Source organism: Bacteroidia bacterium, assembly GCA_039924845.1.
Lineage (GTDB): Bacteria > Bacteroidota > Bacteroidia > DATLTG01 > DATLTG01 > DATLTG01.
Map to the genome: position 1 here is coordinate 1 of JBDTAC010000005.1, position 25,546 is coordinate 25,546.

The following is a 25,546-nucleotide window of genomic DNA, read 5'->3' on the forward strand; positions in this document are numbered from 1 at the left end:
AATATCCAAAAGATAAATTAGCGGAAATAGATAAAGACATTGCAGATGCGAATGCTGCTAAATCATCAGCGGAAAAACAAAAAGCATTGGATGCGCAATATCAAACATTGATTGCCAATGCAGACAAATCCTTGGCAGGAAAGGATTACGACAATGCGAAAACAAATTATACGCAAGCTTCTTCCTTAAAGCCAAACGAACAATATCCGAAAGATAAATTAGCTGAAATTGCAAAAGACCAAGCCAATGCGCAAGCCGCCGCTGATGCTGCCGCCAAACAAAAAGCATTGGATGCGCAATACCAAACATTGATTGCTAGTGCAGATAAATCTTTAGCAGGAAAGGATTATGACAATGCGAAAACAAATTACACTCAAGCCTCTTCTTTAAAACCGAACGAACAATATCCGAAAGATAAATTAGCTGAGATTGCAAAAGACCAAGCAAATGCGCAAGCCGCCGTTGATGCTGCCGCCAAACAAAAAGCTTTGGCTGCGCAATACCAAACATTGATTGCTAATGCAGACAAATCCTTGGCAGGAAAGAATTACGATAATGCAAAAAGTTCTTACACACAAGCTTCTTCCTTAAAACCAAACGAACAATATCCGAAAGATAAATTAGCAGAAATTGATAAAGACATTGCAGATGCGAATGCTGCTAAATCATCAGTGGAAAAACAAAAAGCTTTGGATGCGCAATATCAAACATTGATTGCCAGTGCAGATAAGTCTTTGGCAGGAAAGAATTACAATAATGCGAAAACAAATTATACGCAAGCCTCTTCCTTAAAACCAAACGAACAATATCCAAAAGATAAATTAGCGGAAATAGATAAAGACATTGCAGATGCGAATGCTGCTAAATCATCAGCGGAAAAACAAAAAGCATTGGATGCGCAATATCAAACATTGATTGCCAGTGCAGATAAGTCTTTGGCAGGAAAGAATTACGATAATGCGAAAACAAATTATACGCAAGCCTCTTCCTTAAAACCAAACGAACAATATCCAAAAGATAAATTAGCTGAAATAGATAAAGACATTGCAGATGCGAATGCTGCTAAATCATCAGCGGAAAAACAAAAAGCTTTGGATGCACAATATCAAACATTGATTGCTTCCGCAGATAAATCCCTGGCGGGAAAGGATTATGACAACGCGAAAACAAATTATACGCAAGCTTCTTCTTTAAAACCAAACGAGCAATATCCGAAAGATAAATTAGCGGAAATTGATAAAACTATTGCGGCTGAACAAGCTACAAATGCCGAAAAATCTGCAGAAGCTGCGAAAGAAAAAGAATTGAACGATCAATACGCGGCGGCTATCCGTTCGGCGGATGAATTGTTGGGAAATAAAGAGTATGACAATGCGAAAAAAGGATATAACAATGCGTTGATGTTGAAACCAGCGGAACAATATCCGAAAGATAAAATCAAAGAAATAAATGCAGATATAGCAGCAATGGCTGCGTCAAATAGTGCCGCTGCCGAAGCTGCTGCCAAACAAAAAGCATTGGATGAAAAATACGATAATTTGATTGCAACAGCTGATGAGGCAAAATCTGCTTCCAAATATATGGATGCAAAAACAGCTTATCAGCAAGCCTCTGCTTTGAAACCAAATGAAGAATATCCGAAAGATAAAATTGCGGAGATTAATAACAAAGAGATTGCTTTACAAGAAGCTGCGAAAAAAGAGGCACAATACAAATTACTTATTGTAAAAGCAGATCAACAATTCTCAACAAAAAAATACAAACTCGCACAAGCCTATTACCAGCAAGCATCGACAACAAAATCGGATGAGCAATATCCAAAAGATCAATTAAAAAAGATAGATGATTTATTGCATCCTAAAGCGACTACCGAAACTCCAACGAATGTCGCTACTACCGTTGATCCTACCACTCCCACACAAGATTCTGTGAATCCTTTGGTAAAAGAATATGGACAAGGAGTTACAGAGCAACATACGCAAGATGCCAATACCGACGTTACCGTTCGTATTGTGGTGAAAGGAAATTACGCGTATGTGTACAAAAAAGTAGTGTGGAATTTCGGGCAAGTTGATTATTACAAAAACGATGTGCCGATTACCAGTTCCACTTACGAAAACGAAACGAGCCATTAAACTCCAATGCTGCAAAGGTTATTGATACAAAATTATGCGCTCATCGATCGCGTCGAAATAGATTTTTCGGAAGGCGTAAATATTATTACGGGAGAAACTGGCGCGGGAAAATCTATTTTGTTGGGCGCACTTTCTATGCTTGTTGGGCAGCGTGCAGATGTGCAAGCCTTGCAAAAAAAAACGGAGAAATGTGTGATTGAAGGCATTTTTTCAGCAAAGGATGCGTTGGAAATTCAACAGTTTTTGGAACGCAATAATCTGGACATTGAAAAAAAAATTTTTGTACGACGAGAAATAAATCCAGAAGGAAAATCGCGCGCTTTTATAAACGACACGCCCGTAACGCTGGCGCAACTCAAAGAACTTGGTTTTTATTTAATTGACATTCATTCCCAACACGAAACGCTTCAGTTGAATGAAGCGGGTTTCCAGCTTTCGGTGGTAGATGCCTACGCGCAACACACGACGCTTTTACAACAATACAAAAAAAAAAATTTTTCATACCGAGATTTACAAATTGCGCTTACTGTGCTTGTGGAAAGCGAAAAGCAATCGAAAAAAGAATTTGATTATTTTTTATTTCAATACAATGAATTGGAAGAAGCTGCATTGAAAAATGGAGAACAAGAAAAAATAGAAGAGGAGCTGAATACCTTGAACAATGCAGAAAAAATAAAGTCAGATGTTTCAAAAGCATTGAATGCGTTGAATGACGGCGAATCCAATGTTTTAGCTTCGTTTTCTGAATTAAAAATTTTGCTCAGCGGAATTTCAAAATACGGAAAAACGATGAGCGATTTAAACAATCGTTTTACTTCTGTTCACATCGAATTAAAAGACATTGCGAGCGAATTGGAAAATGCAGAACAAAAAATAATACATGATCCGAAACGCATCGAAGAATTGAACAATCGTTTGGATATCGTTTATAAATTACAACAAAAACATCAAGTAAAAACAATTGCGGAATTAATTGAAATTCGAGATAATTTGAGTTTGAAAATTGAAGCGGTTTCTTCGATGGAAACGGAAATTAAACAAAAACAAATCGAATTAGAAAAAATAAAAACAGAGGTTTTTAAAACGGCAGAAAAAATTTCGGCAGCTCGAAAAAAAATATTTTCGAAAATCGAAAGAGAAATACAAACACTTTTGGTAGACATCGCAATGCCGAATGCACAATTTAAAATTGAACACATATTGCTTGAGAATCCTACAGAAACAGGCTTCGATAAAATAAAATTTTTGTTTTCGGCAAACAAAGGCAGCGATTTAAAAGAGTTGAATAAAGTGGCATCGGGCGGAGAACTTTCACGTTTGATGTTGTGTATAAAATCCTTGATTGCACAATTAAAATCGTTACCAGCAATTGTTTTTGATGAAATTGACACTGGCGTTTCGGGTGATATTGCCGGAAAAGTGGGTATGATTATGGAAAAAATGGCAGCTTCGATGCAAGTGATTGTGATTACGCATTTGCCGCAAATAGCGAGCAAAGGCAAAACGCATTTTATGGTTTACAAAGAAAGTGGTAGCACACTTACCTTGAGTAATATCAAAAAACTTTCTCCACAAGAGCGGATTCAAGAAATTGCAAAAATGCTGAGCGCAGGAACTCCAACTGCAGCTGCCATCAATAATGCAAAAGAATTATTAAGCGTTTGAAAAATTAATTTTTTGAAGCCTCCAATAAGCACTTCCCTTTCAGCCTTAATTTGTGTACTTTTGCGACGAAAATGGAAAATAAAATCACCCAACTTTTCTCTGTAAAATATCCACTTATTCAAGCTGGAATGATTTGGTGCAGTGGTTGGCAATTAGCTTCTGCCGTGAGTAATGCAGGCGGCTTGGGATTGATTGGCAGCGGATCTATGTATCCAGAAGTATTGCGTGAGCACATTCAAAAATGTAAAAAAAATACATCAAAACCTTTTGGTGTCAATGTGCCTTTGTTGTATCCCGATATTGATAAACACATGGCTGTGATTATGGAAGAAGATGTAAAAATTGTATTTACTTCTGCCGGAAATCCGAGTACATGGACTCCCATCTTGAAAGAAAAGGGAATTACCGTTGTGCACGTTGTTTCGAATGTAAAGTTTGCAAAAAAAGCAGAAAATGCTGGCGTAGATGCTATTGTTGCCGAAGGTTTTGAAGCCGGCGGACATAATGGACGCGAAGAAACCACTACTTTTTGTTTGATTCCGATGATACGTGATGCGGTGCAAATCCCCTTAATTGCAGCTGGCGGAATTGCAAGCGGAAAAGCGATGTTGGCAGCGATGGTTTTGGGCGCGGATGGCGTACAAATTGGAACGCGTTTTGTTGCTTCGGAAGAATCATCTGCACATATTCATTTTAAAGAAAAAGTGGTCAATGCCTTGGAAGGCGATACATTGTTGGCTTTGAAACAACTCACTCCCGTAAGGCTTTTGAAAAATAATTTTTTCGAGACGATCCATCGCGCCGAATTAAATGGTGCATCTGTGGAAGAATTAAAAGAAATACTTGGTCGTGCGCGCGCCAAAAAAGGTATGTTTGAAGGAGATGTAGACGAAGGTGAACTCGAAATCGGACAAATTGCAGCTCTTGTAAAAAACATTCAGCCAGCTGCAAAAATTATAGTAGAAATTATTCAGGAATACGAACACGCAAAATCAATTCTCTAAAAAAATAAATTTCTTAAATGATAAAATACGAAAAATTCGAATTGGCGAACGGCTTAAAAGTAATTGTTCACGAAGATAAATTGACAGAATTAGCCTGCATGAATATTTTATACGATGTGGGCGCACGCGACGAAAACCCTGAACAGACTGGCTTTGCGCATTTGTTTGAACATTTAATGTTTGGAGGTTCTGTGAATATTCCCAATTACGACGAGCCTTTGCAAAGAGCTGGCGGCGAAAACAATGCCTTTACCACCAACGATATCACCAATTATTATTTAACGCTTCCGGCTACTAATATTGAAACTGCTTTTTGGTTAGAATCTGACCGAATGTTGAGTTTGGCTTTTTCTGAAAAAAGTTTGGAAGTGCAACGCAATGTGGTCATCGAAGAATTTAAACAAAGTTATCTCAATCAGCCTTACGGCGATGCGTGGTTGATGATGCGGCCACTCGCGTATAAAGTGCATCCGTATCGTTGGGCAACCATCGGAAAAGAAATTTCGCACATCGAAAAAGCGAAAATAGAAGACGTAAAAAACTTTTTCAAAAAACATTATGTGCCCAACAACGCGATAATGGTGATTGCTGGAAACGTAACGCTGGAGCAGGTAAAAAAACTTTCTGAAAAATGGTTTGCGCCCATTCCTGCCGGAATAAAAATAAAACGCGCACTTCCTGTTGAACCAAAACAAAAAGAAGCACGACAGGAAACAGTGGAACAAAATGTTCCTGCAAGCCGCATTTACAAAGCGTATCACGTGTGCTCCAGAACAGACGATGATTTTTATGCCACCGATCTTCTGTCGGATATTTTATCGAGAGGAAATTCTTCGCGTTTGTATAAATCCTTGGTAAAAGACAAACAAAAATTCAATGAAATAAGTGCTTACACGAGTGGTGACATGGACAAAGGCTTGTTTGTGATTTCTGGTAAACTCGCTAAAAATGTAAGTATGGAAGACGCAGAAAAAGCAATCGACGACGAATTAATGTTGCTCAGAAATGAAATAATCGGAAAAGAAGAATTGGAAAAAGTTAAAAATAAAATCGAATCTTCTTTAGTGTTTTCGGAAATGGATATTTTAACGAAAGCTATGAACTTAGCGGTTTCTGAGTTGATGGGCGATTGTGATTTAATCAATCAAGAAATTGAAAAATACACTTCGGTGAATGCCGAAAAATTGCAACAACTTTCTAAGTCCATTTTTAATCCTGAAAATTGTTCTACTTTATATTACCTCGCAAAAAAATAATTTTTTAACTCGCATTTATGACCCTTAACAGAACAATAGCTCCGGGCTTTGAAACAGCCGAAAAGATAAATATTCTCCAAGCGACATCTCAAAAATTAAGCAACGAAATTCCGGTTTACAGCATTTCTGCGGACACGCAAGATTTGGTAAAAATCGAATTTTGGTTTCCTGCCGGAATCATGCAACAATCCGCGCCTTTGCTTGCTGCTACTACGAATGCAATGTTAATTGAAGGCACCAAAAAATATTCTGCCGACGAGCTTGCTGAAAAAATTGATTATTACGGCGCGTTTGTGGAATCTGGAACGGCACAAAACTCATCTTCTTTTTATTTATATACGATGAATAAACATCTTTCAAAAACGCTTCCTTTTGTAGAAGATATTTTGAAAAATGCAACTTTTCCGAAAGGACAATTGGATGTTTTTGTTCAGAATAAAAAACAAAAATATTTGGTGAATGAGAAAAAAGTAAATCATGTAGCACGAAAAAAATTCAGCGAATTATTGCTTGGCGAAAAACATCCTTGCGGATACAACATTCAATTACATGATTACGATGCGCTGAAAACTGAGCAAATGCAGCAGTTTTATAAACAATTTTATACTTCTGATCAATGCAAAATTATTATTTCCGGAAAAATAGATAAAGAATTATTTCAATTACTTGATTACCATTTTGGCGGAAAAGATTGGCATTCCAAATCACTTCCAAAAAATAATTTTTCGGAAGTGCATTCTACCAAACAAAATATTCATTTTTTGGAAAGAGCCGATGCCTTGCAATCCGCCATCCGAATCGGAAAAATTTTATTTAATAAAAAACATCCCGATTTTTTTCCAATGCAAATTTTAAACACCGTTTTGGGTGGTTATTTCGGTTCGCGACTAATGAGTAATATCCGCGAGGAAAAAGGTTATTGCTACGGAATTGGTTCCGGATTGGCTTCTCAACAAGACACTGGTTATTTTTATATTTCTACGGAAGTAGGCGTGGATGTGTGTTCCAAAGCATTGGACGAAATTTACATCGAATTGCAGCGCTTATGCGATACTCCAGTGGGCGACGAAGAATTGCATTTGGTGAAAAATTATTTAATGGGATCGTTTATGCGCAGTGTTGACGGACCTTTCGCTTTGGCGGATAAATTCAAATCGCTGATGGAATATGAATTGAAATACGATTATTACGATCGGTATTTTGCTACCATAAAAAATTGCACTGCCAAACAATTGCAAGAATTAGCAAATAAATATTTCCAAAAAGATTCGATGATTGAATTGGTAGTTGGCAAAAAATAATTTTTCTAATTGATTAAAAATCAGTAGCTTTGTTTCTTATGAATAGCGGAATGAAAAAATATTTTTTCGTCTTGTCTTTTATTGCCTTGTTTTTTTCGAATCGTTCGGAAGCTGTTGCCAATACAGCTTCTCCAGATGTTCGTTGTATTTCTGTTGCTGCTAACGGAGATGTTACCTTAACATGGATTATCCCTGTAAACACAGGGACTTTTACTGGGTATCATATTTTTACTTCCAACACTTTTGCTGGACCTTATACGGATGTACTTACCGTTGCTATTGCGGCACAAACTTCTGCCATTATTACACCTACAAATGCGAATAATGCGCCCGTTTATTTTTATGTAGAAACAAACAATACAGGAAATGTTTTTTCGGCACCGATTGATACACTTGCGTCCATCAAATTAAATGTAACCAATCCCGGTAACGGAACAGCTTTGCTAAATTGGAATCCCATTCATACACCTAATTTACCAACATCCACTGGGATTTATGATGTCTATCGAGAATATCCGACAGGCACTTGGACCTTGGTTGGAAGTACAAAAAACTTAATTTTCGCAGATACTATAACGGTTTGTAAAGCATTTTTGAATTATAAAGTTCAACTGGCAGATGCTTCCGGATGTATCTCCGTTTCGTCCATTGCAGGAGCTTTATTTAAAGATTTAATTGTTCCACACATTCCACTATTAGATACCGTGAGTATTAATCCAGCTGGGAAAGCCACTATTTCCTGGTATCCAAGTTATTCCACCAATGTAGAAGGTTATATTGTGTATCAAAACATAGGCGGAATTTGGACGAACATTGCGAACGTTGTGGGTAGATTAACGACGTTTTATACCAATCCTGCATCTTTGGCAGCTACTAAATCGGAACAATACCGCGTGGCAGCGTATGATAGTTGTAATAATATCAGTCCGATGGGAAATATACACAACTCTCTTTTCTTGAAAAATAACTACAATGTTTGCGCTGTTTCCAATACCTTATCGTGGAATCCATATATCAATATGATAAGTGGAATAAATACGTACAACATCTACGTAAGTATAAATGGAGCAGGATTTACTTTGCTGGCAACTACTACGGATACGCTCTACGAACACGCAAATTTACAATCTGCCACTACGTATTGTTATATCGTAAAAGCCCTTGATAATTCCAACACACGTACTTCTCTTTCGCAAACATTGTGTACGTACACTCATTTCCCGAAAGAGCCCAATTTTGCCTACGCCAGAACAGCAACCGTTACATCGCCCAGTTCCAACTTAATTTTAGCTCGCACTGATACTTCCGCGGAAATATCAAACTATGAAATAGAACGCGCTGATAATGCAAGCGGACCTTTCCAAATTTTGGGAACTGTACCAAGTTCTGCTAATCCAAACATTAGTTATACAGATAATACAGCATTGCCAAATCAGCAAAGTTATTTTTACCAAATTGTTCCCGTAGATAGTTGCGGAAAAGAAGCTCCACCAAGCAATAGTGCGCAAACCATTTTTTTGCAAGCCAGTGCCGATAATAATTTCAACAATACATTGTCATGGAATCCTTATACACAATGGAATTCTGCAGTAAGCGGATATAAAATTTACAGAGGAATTGACGGAGTGATAAGTTCCACTCCAATTAATTTTGTTCCTGCAAGCAGTGGACAAAACACTTACATAGACAATGTTTCCAACGAGTTGCAAGGAACGGGTGTTTTTAGTTATTATGTAGAAGCCTTTGCCAGCTTGGACGATGGCTTTAATTTTATTGATAGCAGCGCCTCAAATATTGCAGAAGCTTTGCAAAATCCGAAGTTTTTTGTGCCCAACGCATTTACGCCTGGTATCCATGGCAATGCCAATACTATTTTTAAACCCATCAGCGTTTACATCGATCCTGCGGATTATAATTTCACGATTTACGATCGGTACGGCAGGCAATTTTTTAATACCAGTAACCCACAACAAGGCTGGGATGGCAGTATTGGCGGGCAAGATGCTCCTGTAGGCGTGTATGTTTATTTTATCAAATACAAAGCTTCTAACGGACAATACACCGAGCAAAAAGGAACTGTTGCGCTTATTCGCTGATATTTTCCATTTGAAAAAATAATTTTTCATACGTGTTTTTGGAAGAGAAAAAAAGAGCTTCAAAAAAATAATTTTTCAAACGCATTTTTTGGGAATTCTAAAATCAGCAATTATCTGAAAAGCATTTCTGCGTAAGTTCATTACATGCGTTTATTTAACTGCACTATTTTTTGAGTTCTTTTATACATACTAAATGATAAAAATCATTTTTAAATATGCGCCACATCATTTTCAACAGACAATTATGTGACTATTTTCGTCTTCAGTAAACCATTGTTTTAATTGTTAAAGAAAAATAATATGAAAAAGGATCTTAAAATATTAGTTGCCACAGATTACTCTGATACTGCAGCAAACGTCTCGAAATATGCTATTCAGTTTGCAGCAGACACTGGCGCTGAGCTATTTTTTTTACATGTATTCGATTCATCTCACAAATATCCCATTGAATTTAGTACGTTAGAAAAGTTTGACAACGTACCCGTAGAATTTGAAATGAGGGAATTAATACAATACACTAAGAATATTGTTTCCTCATTAGGTAGCAATTTCAAAAAAATAAAAATAAACCACATTGTCCGAGAAGAACATATTGGAAAAACAATTTGCGAAGAAGCGCTTTATGTAAATAGTGACATTATTTTTATTGGCACACATGGCGAAACGGCTCTTCATCAAGTTTTTTTTGGTAGCCACACATGGGATGTTATCAATCAAGCGAAACTGCCAGTACTTGCTATACCAAAAGAAGCCGTTTACAATGGTGTTCACCATTTTATGCTCGCAACAGAATATCGAATTGGAGAATTGCCAATATTACAACTCCTTCTAAAATGGGTAAAATTTTTTAAAGCAGATTTAAAATTATTTCATGTAACCAATGATGTTTTTTCTGAAGGATTCGAAATCGAATTGCTCAATAAATTTGAAAACGATATCCAGAAAAATTTGCCGAACGAAACAGTAACAATTCAACTAATTTACAACAATGATTTGGTTGATGGAATAAATTTATGCTGCGATAAATCGAAATCAAATTGGCTTGTTATGTGCCCTGAAAAATCACATTTGCTCGAAAAAGTTTTTGGTTCTTTATCAAGTACAACTAAAGAAATGAGCTTTCATACACATGTTCCTCTTCTCACAATTCCTGATTATGATTCTCCATCTAATTTAAAATTTTGGGATAAAATGAAGAAAGAGTTTGCTCTTTAATACGATTGTTTATTTCTCATTTACATTCGAACCTTTCCGATTTTATTCTGAATTATTTTGCTAAATTTTATTGGAAATCAGATATTGAAATAAGGCTTCAAAAAAATAATTTTTCAAACCTGTTTTTGGAAGAGGAAAATAACGCTTCAAAAAAATAATTTTTCAACCTCCTTTTTAGATAATGTTTACCTTTGAAACTTCAATACCGAAAAATAATTTATGACAAAAATAAAATTTGGAACAGACGGCTGGAGAGCAATAATTGCACAAGAATATACGGTTGAAAATGTTTCGCGCGTGGCGGAAGCAACCGCGTTGTGGTTATTAAAGCAAACTAAAAACGCTTCGGTAGTTATTGGTCATGATTGCCGATTTGGCGGGAAATTATTTGCCGAAACCGTTGCCAAAATAATGGCGACAAAAAACATAAAAGTTTTTTTAGCAGAAGGATTTGTTTCCACACCAATGATTTCTTTAGGAACGTTACGCTGCAAAGCTGATTTAGGAATTATTATTACCGCCAGTCATAACCCGCCGGAATACAACGGTTTTAAACTAAAAGGAAGTTATGGCGGTCCGCTTTTGCCCGATAAAGTGCAGGAAATAGAAGATATGATTCCGGATAAATCAAACATCGATGTTGAAAAATTATCCGTGGAAGAATTTCAGAAAAAAGGTTTGATAGAAATAATTGATTTGGAAACGATGTATTGCGAACACGTGGAAAATAATTTCGATATGGACGCAATTAAAAATTCAAGTTTAAACCTCGCTTACGATGCGATGTACGGAGCCGGGCAAAATGTGATGCGAAAATTATTTCCGGAAATTACTTTTTTGCACGCGGATTATAATCCTTCGTTTGACGGACAAGCACCCGAACCAATTGATAAAAATTTACGTGAGTTTTCGGAATTGATAAAAATTTCGGAAGACATTGATTGTGGTTTAGCAACCGACGGAGATGCCGACAGGATTGGCTTGTACGACAATGAAGGAAATTTTGTAGATTCACATCACCTCATTTTATTGCTGATAAAATATTTAGTAGAACAAAAAAAATATTCTGGAAAAGTAGTAACGGCATTCTCTGTAACACCGCGTGTTAAAAAGCTTTGCGCGCATTTTGGATTGGAAAACGAAGTAGTAAAAATTGGGTTTAAATACATTTGTGGCATCATGATTTCGGAAGATGTATTGTTGGGAGGCGAGGAATCAGGCGGAATTGCGATTAAAGGACATATTCCGGAACGCGATGGAATTTGGATGGGTTTAGTGATTTGGGAATACATGGCAAAATCCGGAAAATCCTTGAAAGAATTGATTGCTGAAATTTATGAAATTGTTGGATCCTTCGCGTTTGAACGTTCGGATTTACACCTAAGCGAAGAAGTGAAAAATAAAATTGTAGAAAATTGCAAATCGAATAAATACAAAGCTTTTGGAAAATATGCGATTTCAAGAACGGAAGATTTAGATGGTTTTAAATACTATTTTAATGAAGACGAATGGTTGATGATTCGCGCTTCTGGAACAGAACCTGTTTTACGTTTGTATGCAGAATCAAGCAGTCGCGAAGCAGCTTTTGCTATTTTAGAAGAAACAAAAAAAGCCTTACTTGGATAAAACAAGGTTCGAAAAAATAATTTTTCAAACATGAAAAAACAGAAAAATAATTTTCAAGAAAAGAAAATGAAAAATTCAATTACAGAAACAGATTTTGCGGAAGAAATTGTCAGTAAATTAAATTCCGACAGCAATATTATTCTATACAACGATCATCACAACACGTTTGATTTTGTGATTGAAACCCTTGTAAAGGTGTGTAAACAAGATTATTTACAAGCCGAACAATGCGCCCATTTAGTACATTATAAAGGAAAATGTGCTGTTAAAAAGGGCTCGTTTGAAATTTTGGAACCGATTTGCATCCAATTATTAAGCGCAGGATTAACAGCTGAAATTATTTGATTTTTAAATTGTTTGCCGTAATAATTTCAGGAACTGTTTTCTGTTCAAATATAAAATTTATCTTTGCGGACGTTTTAAGGTTTCGTAGCTCAACTGAATAGAGCGTCTGACTACGGATCAGAAGGTTGGGGGTTTGAATCCCTCCGAGACCACTCCGAGGGAAGAATTGTTAAAAATAACATTCTTCCCTTTTTTATTTCTTTCAGAATCTCTTGCTAAATCTATTAAGCAGACCAATCACATTTAATGCTTTCGGAGTTCGAGATTCATTTTTCTCAAAAATAAAATTTCGGGATATATCGAACTCACAATTGCAAAAGGTTTTTTAATAGGAATAAATTTATTGGTACTTGTTATATATTTAATTTTGGTTATCCTTTTAAAATCTATAGATAAAGAATATTTGAGATGCGGAATAGTACGAACTCCCAGAAATAGCGGTTAGATAGACGGAAATATTTTTTTGCACTTACGTTTTGTATTGAAAAAAAGGAGCTTCAAAAAAATAATTTTTCAAACCCATTTTATTTTTTTCAAATAAAAAAGTCCTTCGAAAAAATATTTTTTCGAAGGACTTTTTATTTGCTTAAAAAAATTTTATTTTAACCGCTGCAGCTTTCGCAATTTTCAGGATTATCTAAAGAACAACTTATTTCAGCTTGACGTTGCAATATCAAGGCATCTTCGTTTCCTAAAATTTCGAGCGGTTGTTCGCTTTCTGCTTCTACCGTAAATTTGATGGCATCCGCAGCCGCTTTTGTTCTCAAATAATACATTCCTGTTTTTAACCCTTTTTTCCAAGCGTAAAAGTGCATGGAACTTAGTTTCGCGAAATTCGGACTTTGTATAAATAAATTCAAGGATTGCGATTGACAAATGTACGCGCCTCTGTCGGCTGCCATATTGATAATAGTTTTTTGCGAAATTTCCCAAACTGTTTTGTACAATTCTTTTATGTTTTGCGGAATTTCGTCAATGCCTTGAACAGAACCATTGGCTCCGATAATTTTATTTTTCAATTTATCGTTCCAAATACCCAATTTTACAAGGTCTTTCAATAAATGTTTGTTAACGATCACAAATTCGCCCGACAATACTCTGCGCGTGTAAATGTTGGATGTATATGGCTCGAAACATTCGTTATTACCAAGTATTTGTGATGTAGAAGCAGTTGGCATCGGCGCAAGCAATAATGAATTACGTACACCAAATTTTTTCACTTCTTCTTTCAACACGTCCCATTCCCAACGATTGCTCGGCGTTACGCCCCACATATCAAATTGAAAAATACCTTGAGAAACAGGTGATCCTGGATATGTTTCATAATGTCCTTCTACTTTCGAAAGATCTTTTGAAGCCGTCATCGAAGCATAATAAATCGTCTCGAAAATGTCTTTATTCAATTGTTGCGCTTCTTCCGAATCAAATGCCATTCGCATTAAAATAAAAGCATCTGCTAAACCTTGTACACCAATTCCGATAGGGCGATGACGCATATTTGATCTGCGTGCTTCCGGAACCGGATAATAATTTTTATCAATAATTTTATTCAGATTTTTTGTTACCACATACGTAACATCAAACAATCTTTGGTGATCAAATTTTCCATTTTCTACAAAGCGTGGCAACGCGATGGACGCCAAATTACATACGGCTATTTCGTCTGGTGCCGTGTATTCTACAATTTCTGTACACAGATTAGATGATTTAATGGTGCCGAGATTTTTTTGATTGGATTTCTCGTTGCAAGCATCTTTGTACAACAAATACGGATTGCCCGTTTCTGTTTGTGCTTCGATGATGGCAGTCCATAATTCGCGCGCTTTAATAGTCTTTCTGGCGCGTCCTTCCGATTCGTATTTTGTATAAAGTTCTTCAAATTTTGCACCGTAACAATCGGATAATCCAGGTGCTTCGTTCGGACAAAATAAACTCCATTCGCCTTCTTCTTCTACGCGTTTCATAAATAAATCCGGAATCCACAAAGCGGTAAATAAATCGCGCGCTTTTGTTTCTTCTTTTCCGTGATTTTTACGCATATCTAAAAAATCAAAAATATCCGCATGCCAAGGTTCCAAATAAATAGCGAAACTGCCTTTGCGTTTTCCACCACCTTGATCCACATAACGCGCGGTATCATTGAAAACGCGTAACATCGGGATAATACCGTTAGACGTACCATTCGTCCCTCTGATGTAGGATCCAGTAGCGCGCACATTGTGAATGCTTAAACCAATTCCACCTGCAGACTGAGATATTTTAGCACAATTTTTCAAGGTATCGTAAATACCATCAATACTGTCTTCTTTCAATGCCAATAAAAAACAAGATGACATTTGTGGTTTTGGTGTTCCTGCGTTAAATAAAGTAGGAGTAGCGTGTGTAAACCAACGTTCGCTCATCAAATTATACGTGATGATGGCTGCATCAATGTCTTCTTTATGGATACCGATAGCTACGCGCATAATCATGTGTTGCGGACGTTCAGCTACTTCTCCATTTATTTTCAATAAATAACTTCTCTCCAAAGTTTTAAATCCGAAATAATCGTATCCAAAATCTCTGTCGTAAATAATAGTAGAATCTAAAATGTGTGCATTTTTTTCGATGATTTCATGCACATCTTCTGCGATAAGCGGTGCTTTTTTTCCTGTTTTCGGATCAATGTAATTGTAAAGCATTCCCATTGCTTTCGAAAACGATTTGCTAGTATTTTTATGCAAGTTAGAAACCGCTATACGCGATGCCAACAAAGCATAATCAGGATGTGTGGTAGTGAGTGATGCGGCAATTTCCGCAGCTAAATTGTCCAATTCGCTGGTGGTTACACCTTCGTAAATGCCTTCAATTACTTTCATCGCAACTGGAACTGGGTTCACATGAACGGGATCCAAAGCGTAACAAAGTTTTTGAATGCGTGCTGTAATTTTGTCGAATTTAATCGACTCGCGGCTGCCGTCTCTTTTGATTACGTACATATTTCTTCTATAGTATTAAGTGTTAAAAATATTTTTTTTAAGGATGAAAAAGGAATTAAAAATCTTCGTCTAATTTGAAAACGTTTTCTTCTTTTTTGCCCATTACTCCTGATTTTTGGTATTCTGCTACGCGCTTCTCGAAAAAATTTGTTTTTCCTTGTAACGAAATCAATTCCATAAAATCAAATGGATTGGTGGTGTTAAATAATTTGCTGCATCCTAAAGCTACTAATAAACGATCTGCTACAAACTCGATGTATTGACACATCAAATCGGCATTCATGCCAATTAATCTTACGGGAATGGCATCGCGCACAAATTCTTTTTCAATTTCTACAGCATTGCGAATAATTTCCGCCACTTTGGAAGCGGGTAATTTGTGTTTTAATTGAGAATACAACAAACACGCGAAATCACAATGCAAGCCTTCATCGCGCGAAATAAGTTCGTTAGAGAAAGTTAATCCTGGCATTAATCCGCGTTTTTTCAACCAAAAAATGGAGCAAAAACTTCCAGAAAAAAAGATTCCTTCTACAGCTGCAAAAGCTATTAAGCGTTCCGCAAACGAATCGCTACCAATCCATTTCAATGCCCAAGCTGCTTTGCCGCCCACGCAAGGAAGTGTTTCGATGGCATTAAATAATTTTGCTTTTTCGTCCGGTTCTTTGATATAAGTATCAATCAATAAAGAATACGTTTCGGAATGAATGTTTTCCATCATTATCTGGAAACCGTAAAAACAACGCGCTTCCGGATATTGCACTTCATTCATAAAATTGATGGCTAAATTTTCATTTACAATTCCATCGCTTGCCGCGAAAAAAGCAAGCACGTGTTTAATAAAGTGTCTTTCGTCATTGTTCAATTTATTTGCCCAGTCTTGCAAATCCGGCGAAAGATCTATTTCCTCCGCTGTCCAAAAACTCGCTTCTGCCTTTTTATACATTTCCCAAATCTGTTTGTGTTTAATCGGGAAAAGTACAAATCGGTCTTTGTTCTCTACTAAAATTGGTTCTGTCATTTCTTCAAATTTTTCTAAGCATTCAACATCTAAATATACAAATATTTTCTAAAACCTGCAAATTTGAGCGTATAAAACCCTCATCAAACCTATGGTTTCAACTCTATTGTTTCAGCAACGGATAGGAGATTGATTTTGCGGTCTACAAATTTTGACAAAAAATCGAGGCGTGTCAAGTTGTTTAAATTAACATTTGACTGAAGTTATAAACATTCATTGTGGATACTTTTTTGTTGAAAAAAATGTGTGAAATTTAATTTGTTCGCTTCCACGCTTTTAACAAAAAAATTTCTTTTTTTGATGATTTATAGAAATTTAATTATGCTTTATCGAGAAAAAGTATTAACTCGTGCGAGAGCACTTTATTCGAGATAATACTCTTTTCCCTCGTTATCATTGCTTCGGGAAGATTTTTTTTTAAGAAAACGCCAAAAAATATTTTTCTGGAGCGTCCAGAAATAATGCTTCAAAAAAATAATTTTTCAAACCCGTTTTAGGATTTCGTTTCGAAAAAAGTTTTTTTGAAATTTATTTTTTGATTTTGTTCGCCAGTTCCAATTGCTCGTACCAATTTTTGCCGTATTTCCGAATAAGTGGATCTTTCAAAAATTTATAAACGGGTACATTTAATTTAGAACCGCATTCGCAAGCAGGTTTGCAAATTTCCCATTTGTGATAATTCACAGCATCATATTCCTTGTGTTTCGTAATTCGCACAGGATATAAATGGCAGGAAATAGGTTTCTTGAAATTTATTTTTCCTTCGTTAAAGGCTTTTTCGATGGCACATTTCGCTATTTTATTTTCGAAATAAACGTACGCGCAATGTTTGTCTTTTACCAAAGTGGTGGTGTATTCTTTGTCGGCATCCAACACGTAAGGACCCTGTTTTTCAATCGCTTTCACGCCATCAGCCGGAATGTACGGTTTTACTTTTTCGTACACTTCTTCCAAAATACTTAATTCGTCATCCGCCAAAGGTGCGCCCGAATCGCCCGCCACACAACATTCTCCTTTGCAAGCATTTAAATCGCACACAAATTTTTTTTCGAGTAAATCTTCCGAAACAAGTGTATTTTCAATGGCTATCATCTTGAAAAAATATTTTTACAAAGATAAAAATTCTGATGTAGAATGAAGAAGATAAAAATCGGTACTCGAAAAATTATTTTTCAAGCATTAAAAAACGACTTCAAAAAAATAATTTTTCAAAACAGAATTCTTCGCTTTTTACTACATTCGCAAGCACATCGTATTTATAACATGAATATAAAACGTTTTATTTTCCTTTTCTTTTTTGGCTTTTATTTCGGTGCTTCTGCGCAAGAAATAAAACTTTCGGTGTTTCGTACGCAAGGCGAAGGCGTAGCGTGGTCCCTCGATGGTAAAAAAATTGTATACGATACAAAAGGCGCAAAGCCGCATCAATATTATGAACTTCACATCGCCGATACCGATGGAAGTCACGATACATGCATCAGCAGCATCAATCCAGATATTCCGCACCGACATACTGGCTCGCCCGATTGGCATCCGTCTGGAAAATATATTTTATTTGTAGCGGAACAAGCTGTTCATCCTGGCGGTTCTGTGTCTGCAATTCCCGGATTTGGCGCTTACAGCGATATTTGGGTAATGACGCGTAATGCAAAACATGCGTATAAATTAACGAATGAGCCTTGCGATAAAAATCACGGAATTATTGGTCCGCATTTTTCGCACGACGGGAAACACATCGTTTGGGTGGAACGAAAAAGAGCCCCGAATCCGTTTAAGAAAAAATGTTTTTTTGGCTTTTGGGTCATCAAAACAGCTGATTTTATTGTTGATTCAGGAATACCGAAATTAATGAATATTAAAACGTTTGAGCCTGTCGCAAATGCTTTTTACGAAACGTATGGCTATACTGCGGATGATAAAAATATTATTTTCTGCAGCAATATGCGCGTCAATTTTTGGTGGGAATGCGGTATTTTTACCATCAATGCCTTAACGGGAAACGTCGTTCGGCAGCTAACTACAAACGATTACAACGAGCACGCAGTTTGCGCTCCAAACGGAAAATGGATTATTTGGATGAGCAATACCATGGCAACGAAACAAGGTACGGATTGGTGGATCATGAATCCGGATGGTTCGTGCAAACAACGACTCACTTATTTTAATGAACCCGGAAATCCAGAATATAATGGACATAAAAGATGGGCAGGTTTGACCAGCTTTAGTTCAGATTGCAAGCATTTTGTAGGAGGCGTTCAAAATAGTTTACTGAAACAAGAAGGCTCTATTTATAAAGTAGATTTTTTACCGTCTGGTAATGGAAATGGTTTAGAAGGAACATATTTTCAGACAGAAGATTTTAGTGGCGCTCAAAAATCACGTATCGATCCTGCTGTAAATTATCGCTGGGGAAAACCTTGGCACGATACGTTGGTGAGCGGAAAAAAATATTCGGTGCGTTGGACAGGATTTGTACAACCGCTTTATTCCGAAACCTATACTTTTTATACGCCTGCTGATAAAAATATTTTTGTATGGATAAACGATACCTTGGTAATTGGTTCTAATACTCCGAAAAATAAATACAAAGAAAAAATTTCGGAGCTAAATTTAGAAGCTGGAAAAAAATATTCTATTCGTGTAGAATATCATAATACTTTGCAAAAAAAAGCCACCGTATTTTTGTATTGGTCGAGTTTACAACAATACAAACAAGCAATTCCTGCCAGCCAATTATTTACGGATAATAAAGAAAATTAACGTTCGAAAAAATTTTTTTTCAAACCGATTTTAATGAATCCATTTAAAACAACGATTCCAGCGAATGTGGCTGTTGTTTTGTTTTTTTTGGACGGAAAAAAGAATGAGAGAAGCTTTCCCGATAATATGATTTTCGGGTACAAATCCCCAATAACGAGAATCTTCCGAATCGTTACGATTATCGCCCAACATAAAATAATAATTCATTTTAAAGGTGTAATGCCTGCAATAAGTGCCGTTGATGAAAATCGAATCGTTTTTTTCTTCGAACGTATTTTTTTCGTAATCCACAATAATGCGTTTGTAGAGATACAAACTATCTGCCGAAAGGCTTACCGTTGCTCCTTTTTTAGGAATAATCATCGGTCCATAATTGTCGACATTCCAAGGAAAATTTTTATTTTTCGGAAAAATCATATCGGAGTAATTTCCCTTTTTTTCAGACATTAGCGCAATGTCTTCCACGCCTTTTACTAAGCGCAATTGTTCCACATTTTCACTGTCGAGTGTTAAAATATAATCGCCGCTTTCGGAAATTGGCCCGCCTTCGGTAATGCCCATTTTATCAAGCGTATCCGACTTAAATACTTTCGGATTTGTTTTTACGTGATAACTAAATTCGAGCGATAAGCAACTGTCCGATAATTTATGATTGATAAAAACGTGTGTGCTACGGATTTCAAACGTATCGCCAGGAAGCGCCACGCATCGTTTAATGAAATTAGTGCGATGATCTACCGGACGATTGTCTTCTGCGGGATAATTAAAAACCACCACGTCATTCCTTTTAATATGTGTAAATCCCGGCAAACGGAAATACGGCAACTGAATCCAACTTAAATACGAATTGGTGGTTCTGGTAAAAGGCAATGTTTGCTCGGAAAAAGGGTAAGCAACCGGCGTAATGGGCGTTCGCGGACCGTAATCAATTTTGCTAACGAGGATAAAATCGCCCGTGAGCAAGGTTTTTTCCATAGAAGCGCTCGGAATAAAATAACCTTCTATCACAAACGTGCGCACTGCAATCACAATTATTATCGCAACTAAAACAGCGCCGCCCCATTCTCGTATAGTAGATCTTTTTTTCAAATGTATATCGAATAATAAAGGTGAAAAGTACAGACCTTTACCGAAAGGTACGAAAAATTATTTTTCAAACGTGTTTTTCTGAAGTAAAAAAAGTGCTTCAAAAAAATAATTTTTCGATGCACAAAAAAATAATCTAAAAAATAATTTTTTAAGGAAAAGAAATTCCTTGATAACTATTGACGTTTGTTGGAGGAATGGCAGCGCCATATTTTTGGTTGATAGCCGTAATAAATTGATTGGCGATAAGCGCATATCCTTTTTGGCACGGACAAAATCCATCCAAACTAAAAAATCCACCTGTAACCAAAGCAGAATTAAAACTCACGCCATTGTCGAGAATGCCATTTTTAACCGTTTTAAAATACGCGTTCATATCCACCAAAGCTAAATTGTATTGCAAAGCTTTTGTCTGAATGACTTGATTGTAGCTGGTAATCGCGTTTTCAATAATTTGAATTTCAGATGAATCCAATACATATCGGTTCGGCAAAGGATTTAAAACGCCCAGCATGTTGCACTTCATCGAATCCAAGGGCGCATCCAATAAAACATATTCGGCACGACTTAATTTTCGATATTTCCCTGAATTGGCAGGATATTCGATTACAAATCCATTGGAATCTGCTTGAAAATGGAATAAATTTCCGGTAGATGTATTCAGAGAATCTGCCAAATGTTGTGTTAATACAACTCCTTGCGAAGGAATGGTAGTAAAAAAGGGCATGTCTCTAAAATCAGGAATAGTAGCAATCACTCCTTTGGTATTTCCCAAAGCCAATGTGCCGATAATGCTGTCCAACTCCTCGCCAAATGCGGCAGGCGAAAGAATTGTTTTTTTATACCCGCCGTTTTGGGCGTAATTGTAAATGTTTTCCATCCCCAACCAAGCGATGAAAAAAGTAGGATGTTGCGCCGCTGCATCGGCTGCCACGGTAGATGCTCCGATACTCGTCGCAAAACGCGTATAAAAAGGATTTGGATTAAAAGTAGAAAAAGGAAGTGAGAGATTGAGGTTCAATAAATCAGCCGTAGTGGCGCCCGGAATACCGTAATTATTGAAATTAGTACCTTGTACGCTATTCAAATACGGATTTGCTGCACTTGCTGACAAATTATTAATTATAGGTTGCAATGCTGTTACGCCTTTGCAATCGGCCACATATCCAAGTGTGTTTTTAGAAATAAAAGGTCCTTGCCACGATTTAATATTTAGTCCTAAACCATTGTTATCAGGCATCATTGGCTGAACAAAATTTCCGCCGCCGACCAATTTAAATTGCGTTGCGAGAATGGCTGGCAACGAATTTGTTTGTCCGCTTGCATACAAAGCTCCATCTTGATAACCCGCCATATAACTACCACCAACGGCAATTGTTTTTTGAAAATTAGCTGTTCCTGTAGAAGGTTTCGGAACATTTAGCGAAGGCTTGCACGAATTAAAAACAACGATTAAAAAACACAAAAAAGCAAGTTGGAAAAAATATTTTTTCATCGAACAAAAATTTAGGAATGAATAATTTCTTTAGGAATATTAATGGCTTCGACTGATTTTATTTCGGGAATGGAACGTTTAATGGCGTCTTCAATTCCGGCTTTCAGCGTCATCATACTCATCGAACACGACTTGCAAGCGCCATGTAATTCCAACTTCACGATGTTGTCGCTCGTTAATTCAACAAAAGAAACATTGCCGCCGTCCGCTTCTAAGTAGGGACGCAATTGAGTTAAGGCATCTTCTATTTTGGCAATTATTTCTGAATTTTTTGTGGACATTTTTATTTCCGTTTGAAAAATTATTTTTTTAATGCGTGCTAACTTCTGCCATTTTTACTTCTTTTGGTTTTGCATTTTGTATTGCGATTTGTTGCGCTACGTTTTTTGCCATTTCCATAAATGCGATGGCTTGTGGTGTATTTTCCTGCAATACTGCGGGCCTCCCAGCATCGCCCGCTTCGCAAATACTTTGCACCAAAGGAATTTGTCCGAGTAAAGGAAGCTGTAAACTTTCCGATAAATTTTTAGCACCTTCTTTTCCGAAGATAAAATATTTATTATTCGGTAATTCCGCTGGTGTGAAATACGCCATGTTTTCCACGATTCCCAAAACGGGAACGTGAATTGCTGGCATTTGAAACATCCCGATTCCGCGTTTTGCATCTGCCAAAGCAACGGCTTGCGGAGTGCTCACAATTACGACGCCTGTAAGTGGCACCGCAGAAATAAGCGACAAATGGATATCGCCCGTTCCGGGAGGTAAATCAATTAATAAATAATCCAATTCACCCCAATGCGTATCCAATAACATTTGTGTAAGCGCTTTGGAAGCCATTGGTCCGCGCCACGCTACGGCTTGTGATGTATCTGCAAAAAATCCGATGGAAAGTAATTTCACGCCGTAATTTTCTACTGGCAACATGTATTTTTTTCCGTTGATTTCTTTCGTTTGCGGCTTTTCTGAAACTACATCAAACATAATAGGCATGGATGGTCCGTAAATATCGGCATCTACTAACCCTACTTTCGCGCCTTGCATCGCCAATGCCACCGCTAAATTAGATGTTACGGTAGATTTCCCCACGCCACCTTTTCCAGAGGCAATGGCAACAATATTTTTTACGCCGCTTAAAACGGAAGCGCTTCGTTCACGTTGCGACGTTACTTTTGCCGTCATATTTACCGTGGTTACGGCGTCTTTACTCACATAATGTGTAATCGCGTTAACGCAAGCGCGGTGTATCAGCTCTTTCATCGGACAAGCAGGTGTAGTGAGTTCTACCGTAAAACGGACATCGTTTCCTTCCACAACAATGTCTTGCACCATTCCCAGTGTTACAATATCCTTTTTAAAATCCGGATCGTCCACATTCCGTAAAGCATCCAGCACTTGTTCCTTGGTAATCATTTTTATTCTTTTTTTAACAGTATGTAAAAGTACAAAAATTACAGAAACCATTAATAATTGAAAATGATTTGAGAATTTACCAATTAGAAAATGTACAGATGTAACGATTAAGACCTCAGCGTTGTGCGGGACTTGGTTCAGTATCTGCGCGAGGTTTTGGAATAGAAAAATAAAACTTTCAAAAAATAAATTTGCTTTTAAAATAATTTCTCCATTATCTTTGTTTTACAATTTTTGAATTGATACAAATGAAATTGACTGCTTTTTATCCGATGAATACTGCTTACAGCGCCATGATGTGCTGCGAGATGTGTATTTAATTTTCGGAAAAAGCGAGCTCAAAAAAATAATTTTTCAAAAGGCTTTTCCGATAAAAAGGAAAAGCCTTTTTTTATTTCTAAATTTTATACCGATCAAAAAAGCGAATCAAAAAAATAATTTTTCAAAACAATAAAAATATGAACGAGAAAAAAATTTCAATCGGATTATTTGGCTTTGGCTGCGTTGGACAAGGATTGTACGATGTATTAAATCATTCGCAAGGTTTGCAAGCAAACATCGAAAAAATTTGCGTGAAAGATCGTAGCAAAAAAAGAAAAATAGATGCCTCGTATTTTACATTCGATAAAAAAGACGTGTTGCAAAATAAAAATTTGGACGTTGTTGTGGAGCTGATTGACAATGCGCAAGAAGCTTTTGAAATTGTTACCGATGCACTCAGAAATGGCGTGAATGTGGTAACGGCAAATAAAAAAATGTTGGCAGAAAATTTTGAAGCCTTGTACAAATTGCAAGAAGAAAATAACGTGGCGCTTATTTACGAAGGCTCTGCAGGTGGCAGCATTCCTATCATTAGAAATTTGGAAGAATATTACGACAATGAATTATTGAGTAGCATAAAAGGTATTTTGAATGGATCGTGCAATTATATTTTAACGCGCATGGAATTGGAAAATCTGTCGTATGAAAATGTATTGAAAGACGCGCAAAAAAATGGTTTCGCAGAATCCGATCCGTGGTTGGATGTGGCGGGATATGATACGCTTTATAAATTGTGTTTACTCGCGGTTCATGCTTTTGGCGTGCTTTTAAAGCCGGAACAAGTATTGGCTTTGGGCATTCAAAATATTAGTTACGATGATATTTTATATGCGAAAGAAAAAAATTTACGCATCAAATTAATCGCGAAAGCGTACAAAAAAGGAAACAAATTTCATGTGTATGCTTTGCCGCATTTCGTTAATAAAAATAGTGAATTGTATACTGTTTTATACGAATACAACGCTGTGGAAGTGGAAGGCGCTTATTCGTGCCAACAAACATTTGTAGGCAAAGGCGCAGGAAGTCATCCGACGGGAAGCGCCGTATTATCAGACATTTCAGCACTTACGTACAATTATAAATACAGTTATAAAAAGCTGAAAAAAGTACGTCAATTGTTGAATGGAAAATACAATGCGCAAGAATTATTGGAGAATGATTTTAACATCAAAGTGTACATTCGTTATCAACACAAAGAAGAATTGAAAGCCTTGGAAATTGTTGCTATTGAAGAAGAATATACTTCTCCGAAAATGAAATACATTATTGCAGAAGTTAATTTGCAATCGCTTTTTCAATTAAAAGGAAATAAAGAAAATAAGCTTTTTGTTTGCGCGGTGTAATCTTATTTTTTGAAAAAGACATGTTCGAAAAAATAATTTTTCAAAGTGCTTTTTTTAAATAAAAATTTTCTTTGGCGCGCATTATTTCCTTGTCTTGCGGCAATTTATCTTTGTATCCGATAAGATGTAAAACGCCGTGAACCATTACGCGCTGCAATTCAATTTCAAATGGCTGTTTAAATTTTTCGGCATTTTCGGTTACGCGTTCAATGCTGATAAAAATATCGCCGGAAATTGTTTTTTTTTCAGAATAATCGAAAGTAATAATATCTGTGTAAGTGTCGTGTTTTAGGTATTCGCGGTTAATTTGAAGCAAATGCGCATCGTTACAAAAAATATAATTCAGCGTTCCGAAAACTTTTTTTTCAGCGGAAGCCACAGCCACCAACCAAACTTTATTTTTTTTTTGTTGCTTGAGCTTAAACGGCGTATCTACCGCATGAAAACTGATGGAAGGAGAAGGCATTTCAAAAATTATTTTTTCAAAAT

At 36.6% G+C, this 25,546-nt stretch carries 19 protein-coding genes and 1 tRNA gene; 12 read left to right on the top strand and 8 right to left on the bottom strand.

What is annotated here, in order from left to right; genetic code table 11:
* From ABIZ51_00635 to ABIZ51_00680, 10 genes are all read left to right on the top strand, one after another.
* The coding region (locus tag ABIZ51_00635) for a hypothetical protein (protein MEO7087280.1) at positions 1 to 2,135 on the top strand (2,135 nt) is incomplete at its 5' end.
* Positions 2,136 to 2,141: 6 nt separating this feature from the next.
* On the top strand, positions 2,142 to 3,800 hold the full coding sequence (gene recN / locus ABIZ51_00640; GenBank protein MEO7087281.1) for a DNA repair protein RecN: 1,659 nt from the start codon (positions 2,142 to 2,144) through the stop codon (positions 3,798 to 3,800).
* Positions 3,801 to 3,871: 71 nt separating this feature from the next.
* Positions 3,872 to 4,804 (top strand): DUF561 domain-containing protein, encoded by a 933-nt coding sequence (locus tag ABIZ51_00645; GenBank protein ID MEO7087282.1) that lies wholly within the window; start codon positions 3,872 to 3,874, stop codon positions 4,802 to 4,804.
* Positions 4,805 to 4,821: 17 nt separating this feature from the next.
* Positions 4,822 to 6,060 (top strand): pitrilysin family protein, encoded by a 1,239-nt coding sequence (locus ABIZ51_00650; protein MEO7087283.1) that lies wholly within the window; start codon positions 4,822 to 4,824, stop codon positions 6,058 to 6,060.
* A gap of 17 nt (positions 6,061 to 6,077) precedes the next feature.
* Positions 6,078 to 7,361 (top strand): pitrilysin family protein, encoded by a 1,284-nt coding sequence (locus ABIZ51_00655; GenBank protein MEO7087284.1) that lies wholly within the window; start codon positions 6,078 to 6,080, stop codon positions 7,359 to 7,361.
* A 50-nt stretch (positions 7,362 to 7,411) separates the two neighbouring features.
* Positions 7,412 to 9,457 (top strand): gliding motility-associated C-terminal domain-containing protein, encoded by a 2,046-nt coding sequence (locus ABIZ51_00660; GenBank protein ID MEO7087285.1) that lies wholly within the window; start codon positions 7,412 to 7,414, stop codon positions 9,455 to 9,457.
* Between the two features lie 300 nt (positions 9,458 to 9,757).
* Positions 9,758 to 10,672: a universal stress protein gene (locus ABIZ51_00665; protein ID MEO7087286.1), complete on the top strand. Its 915-nt coding sequence runs from the start codon at positions 9,758 to 9,760 to the stop codon at positions 10,670 to 10,672.
* A 219-nt stretch (positions 10,673 to 10,891) separates the two neighbouring features.
* Positions 10,892 to 12,298, top strand: a complete 1,407-nt coding sequence (locus tag ABIZ51_00670; GenBank protein MEO7087287.1) for a phosphoglucomutase/phosphomannomutase family protein — start codon at positions 10,892 to 10,894, stop codon at positions 12,296 to 12,298.
* A gap of 66 nt (positions 12,299 to 12,364) precedes the next feature.
* Positions 12,365 to 12,643, top strand: a complete 279-nt coding sequence (locus ABIZ51_00675; GenBank protein ID MEO7087288.1) for an ATP-dependent Clp protease adaptor ClpS — start codon at positions 12,365 to 12,367, stop codon at positions 12,641 to 12,643.
* A gap of 78 nt (positions 12,644 to 12,721) precedes the next feature.
* A tRNA-Arg gene (locus ABIZ51_00680) sits at positions 12,722 to 12,795 on the top strand.
* Positions 12,796 to 13,245: 450 nt separating this feature from the next.
* On the opposite strand, the gene ABIZ51_00685 is transcribed toward ABIZ51_00680, so the two are convergent.
* The 3 genes from ABIZ51_00685 to ABIZ51_00695 all read right to left on the bottom strand — a co-directional run bounded on the left by ABIZ51_00685 (position 13,246) and on the right by ABIZ51_00695 (position 17,734).
* Complete coding sequence (locus ABIZ51_00685) at positions 13,246 to 15,621, bottom strand: ribonucleoside-diphosphate reductase subunit alpha (GenBank protein ID MEO7087289.1); 2,376 nt, start codon at positions 15,619 to 15,621, stop codon at positions 13,246 to 13,248.
* 55 nt (positions 15,622 to 15,676) lie between these two features.
* Positions 15,677 to 16,642 (bottom strand): ribonucleoside-diphosphate reductase small subunit, encoded by a 966-nt coding sequence (locus tag ABIZ51_00690; GenBank protein MEO7087290.1) that lies wholly within the window; start codon positions 16,640 to 16,642, stop codon positions 15,677 to 15,679.
* 528 nt (positions 16,643 to 17,170) lie between these two features.
* Positions 17,171 to 17,734: a DUF3109 family protein gene (locus ABIZ51_00695; protein MEO7087291.1), complete on the bottom strand. Its 564-nt coding sequence runs from the start codon at positions 17,732 to 17,734 to the stop codon at positions 17,171 to 17,173.
* Positions 17,735 to 17,776: 42 nt separating this feature from the next.
* Here ABIZ51_00695 and ABIZ51_00700 point away from each other — a divergent pair, with 42 nt between their 5' ends.
* The gene (locus ABIZ51_00700) at positions 17,777 to 19,402 is read left to right on the top strand and encodes a PA14 domain-containing protein (GenBank protein MEO7087292.1); all 1,626 of its coding nucleotides are present in this window, start codon (positions 17,777 to 17,779) and stop codon (positions 19,400 to 19,402) included.
* Between the two features lie 30 nt (positions 19,403 to 19,432).
* Here ABIZ51_00700 and lepB read toward each other — a convergent pair whose 3' ends face one another.
* From lepB to ABIZ51_00720, 4 genes are all read right to left on the bottom strand, one after another.
* Positions 19,433 to 20,491: a signal peptidase I gene (gene lepB, locus ABIZ51_00705; GenBank protein ID MEO7087293.1), complete on the bottom strand. Its 1,059-nt coding sequence runs from the start codon at positions 20,489 to 20,491 to the stop codon at positions 19,433 to 19,435.
* Between the two features lie 148 nt (positions 20,492 to 20,639).
* On the bottom strand, positions 20,640 to 21,983 hold the full coding sequence (locus ABIZ51_00710; protein MEO7087294.1) for a hypothetical protein: 1,344 nt from the start codon (positions 21,981 to 21,983) through the stop codon (positions 20,640 to 20,642).
* 11 nt (positions 21,984 to 21,994) lie between these two features.
* Positions 21,995 to 22,264, bottom strand: coding sequence for a NifU family protein (locus ABIZ51_00715; protein ID MEO7087295.1), 270 nt, complete (start codon positions 22,262 to 22,264; stop codon positions 21,995 to 21,997).
* Between the two features lie 28 nt (positions 22,265 to 22,292).
* The gene (locus tag ABIZ51_00720; GenBank protein ID MEO7087296.1) at positions 22,293 to 23,393 is read right to left on the bottom strand and encodes an Mrp/NBP35 family ATP-binding protein; all 1,101 of its coding nucleotides are present in this window, start codon (positions 23,391 to 23,393) and stop codon (positions 22,293 to 22,295) included.
* 458 nt (positions 23,394 to 23,851) lie between these two features.
* Between ABIZ51_00720 and ABIZ51_00725 the strand changes: the two genes are divergently transcribed.
* Positions 23,852 to 25,057 (top strand): homoserine dehydrogenase, encoded by a 1,206-nt coding sequence (locus ABIZ51_00725; GenBank protein ID MEO7087297.1) that lies wholly within the window; start codon positions 23,852 to 23,854, stop codon positions 25,055 to 25,057.
* Positions 25,058 to 25,097: 40 nt separating this feature from the next.
* Here ABIZ51_00725 and ybeY read toward each other — a convergent pair whose 3' ends face one another.
* A complete protein-coding gene (ybeY, locus tag ABIZ51_00730; protein ID MEO7087298.1) occupies positions 25,098 to 25,523 on the bottom strand; it encodes an rRNA maturation RNase YbeY in 426 nt (141 codons plus the stop codon).
* Positions 25,524 to 25,546 lie beyond the last annotated feature (23 nt).

Bases quoted from the DNA above. Each gene is read 5' to 3' on its own strand.
- ABIZ51_00660 (MEO7087285.1), top strand. From the start codon at position 7,412: ATGAAAAAATATTTTTTCGTCTTGTCTTTTATTGCCTTGTTTTTTTCG.
- ABIZ51_00670 (MEO7087287.1), top strand. From the start codon at position 10,892: ATGACAAAAATAAAATTTGGAACAGACGGCTGGAGAGCAATAATTGCA.
- ABIZ51_00725 (MEO7087297.1), top strand. From the start codon at position 23,852: ATGAACGAGAAAAAAATTTCAATCGGATTATTTGGCTTTGGCTGCGTT.
- ybeY (MEO7087298.1), bottom strand. From the start codon at position 25,523: ATGCCTTCTCCTTCCATCAGTTTTCATGCGGTAGATACGCCGTTTAAG.
- ABIZ51_00690 (MEO7087290.1), bottom strand. From the start codon at position 16,642: ATGACAGAACCAATTTTAGTAGAGAACAAAGACCGATTTGTACTTTTC.
- ABIZ51_00665 (MEO7087286.1), top strand. From the start codon at position 9,758: ATGAAAAAGGATCTTAAAATATTAGTTGCCACAGATTACTCTGATACT.
- ABIZ51_00720 (MEO7087296.1), bottom strand. From the start codon at position 23,393: ATGATTACCAAGGAACAAGTGCTGGATGCTTTACGGAATGTGGACGAT.
- ABIZ51_00645 (MEO7087282.1), top strand. From the start codon at position 3,872: ATGGAAAATAAAATCACCCAACTTTTCTCTGTAAAATATCCACTTATT.
- ABIZ51_00650 (MEO7087283.1), top strand. From the start codon at position 4,822: ATGATAAAATACGAAAAATTCGAATTGGCGAACGGCTTAAAAGTAATT.
- ABIZ51_00715 (MEO7087295.1), bottom strand. From the start codon at position 22,264: ATGTCCACAAAAAATTCAGAAATAATTGCCAAAATAGAAGATGCCTTA.
- ABIZ51_00710 (MEO7087294.1), bottom strand. From the start codon at position 21,983: ATGAAAAAATATTTTTTCCAACTTGCTTTTTTGTGTTTTTTAATCGTT.
- ABIZ51_00700 (MEO7087292.1), top strand. From the start codon at position 17,777: ATGAAGAAGATAAAAATCGGTACTCGAAAAATTATTTTTCAAGCATTA.
- ABIZ51_00695 (MEO7087291.1), bottom strand. From the start codon at position 17,734: ATGATAGCCATTGAAAATACACTTGTTTCGGAAGATTTACTCGAAAAA.
- recN (MEO7087281.1), top strand. From the start codon at position 2,142: ATGCTGCAAAGGTTATTGATACAAAATTATGCGCTCATCGATCGCGTC.
- ABIZ51_00675 (MEO7087288.1), top strand. From the start codon at position 12,365: ATGAAAAATTCAATTACAGAAACAGATTTTGCGGAAGAAATTGTCAGT.
- ABIZ51_00655 (MEO7087284.1), top strand. From the start codon at position 6,078: ATGACCCTTAACAGAACAATAGCTCCGGGCTTTGAAACAGCCGAAAAG.
- ABIZ51_00685 (MEO7087289.1), bottom strand. From the start codon at position 15,621: ATGTACGTAATCAAAAGAGACGGCAGCCGCGAGTCGATTAAATTCGAC.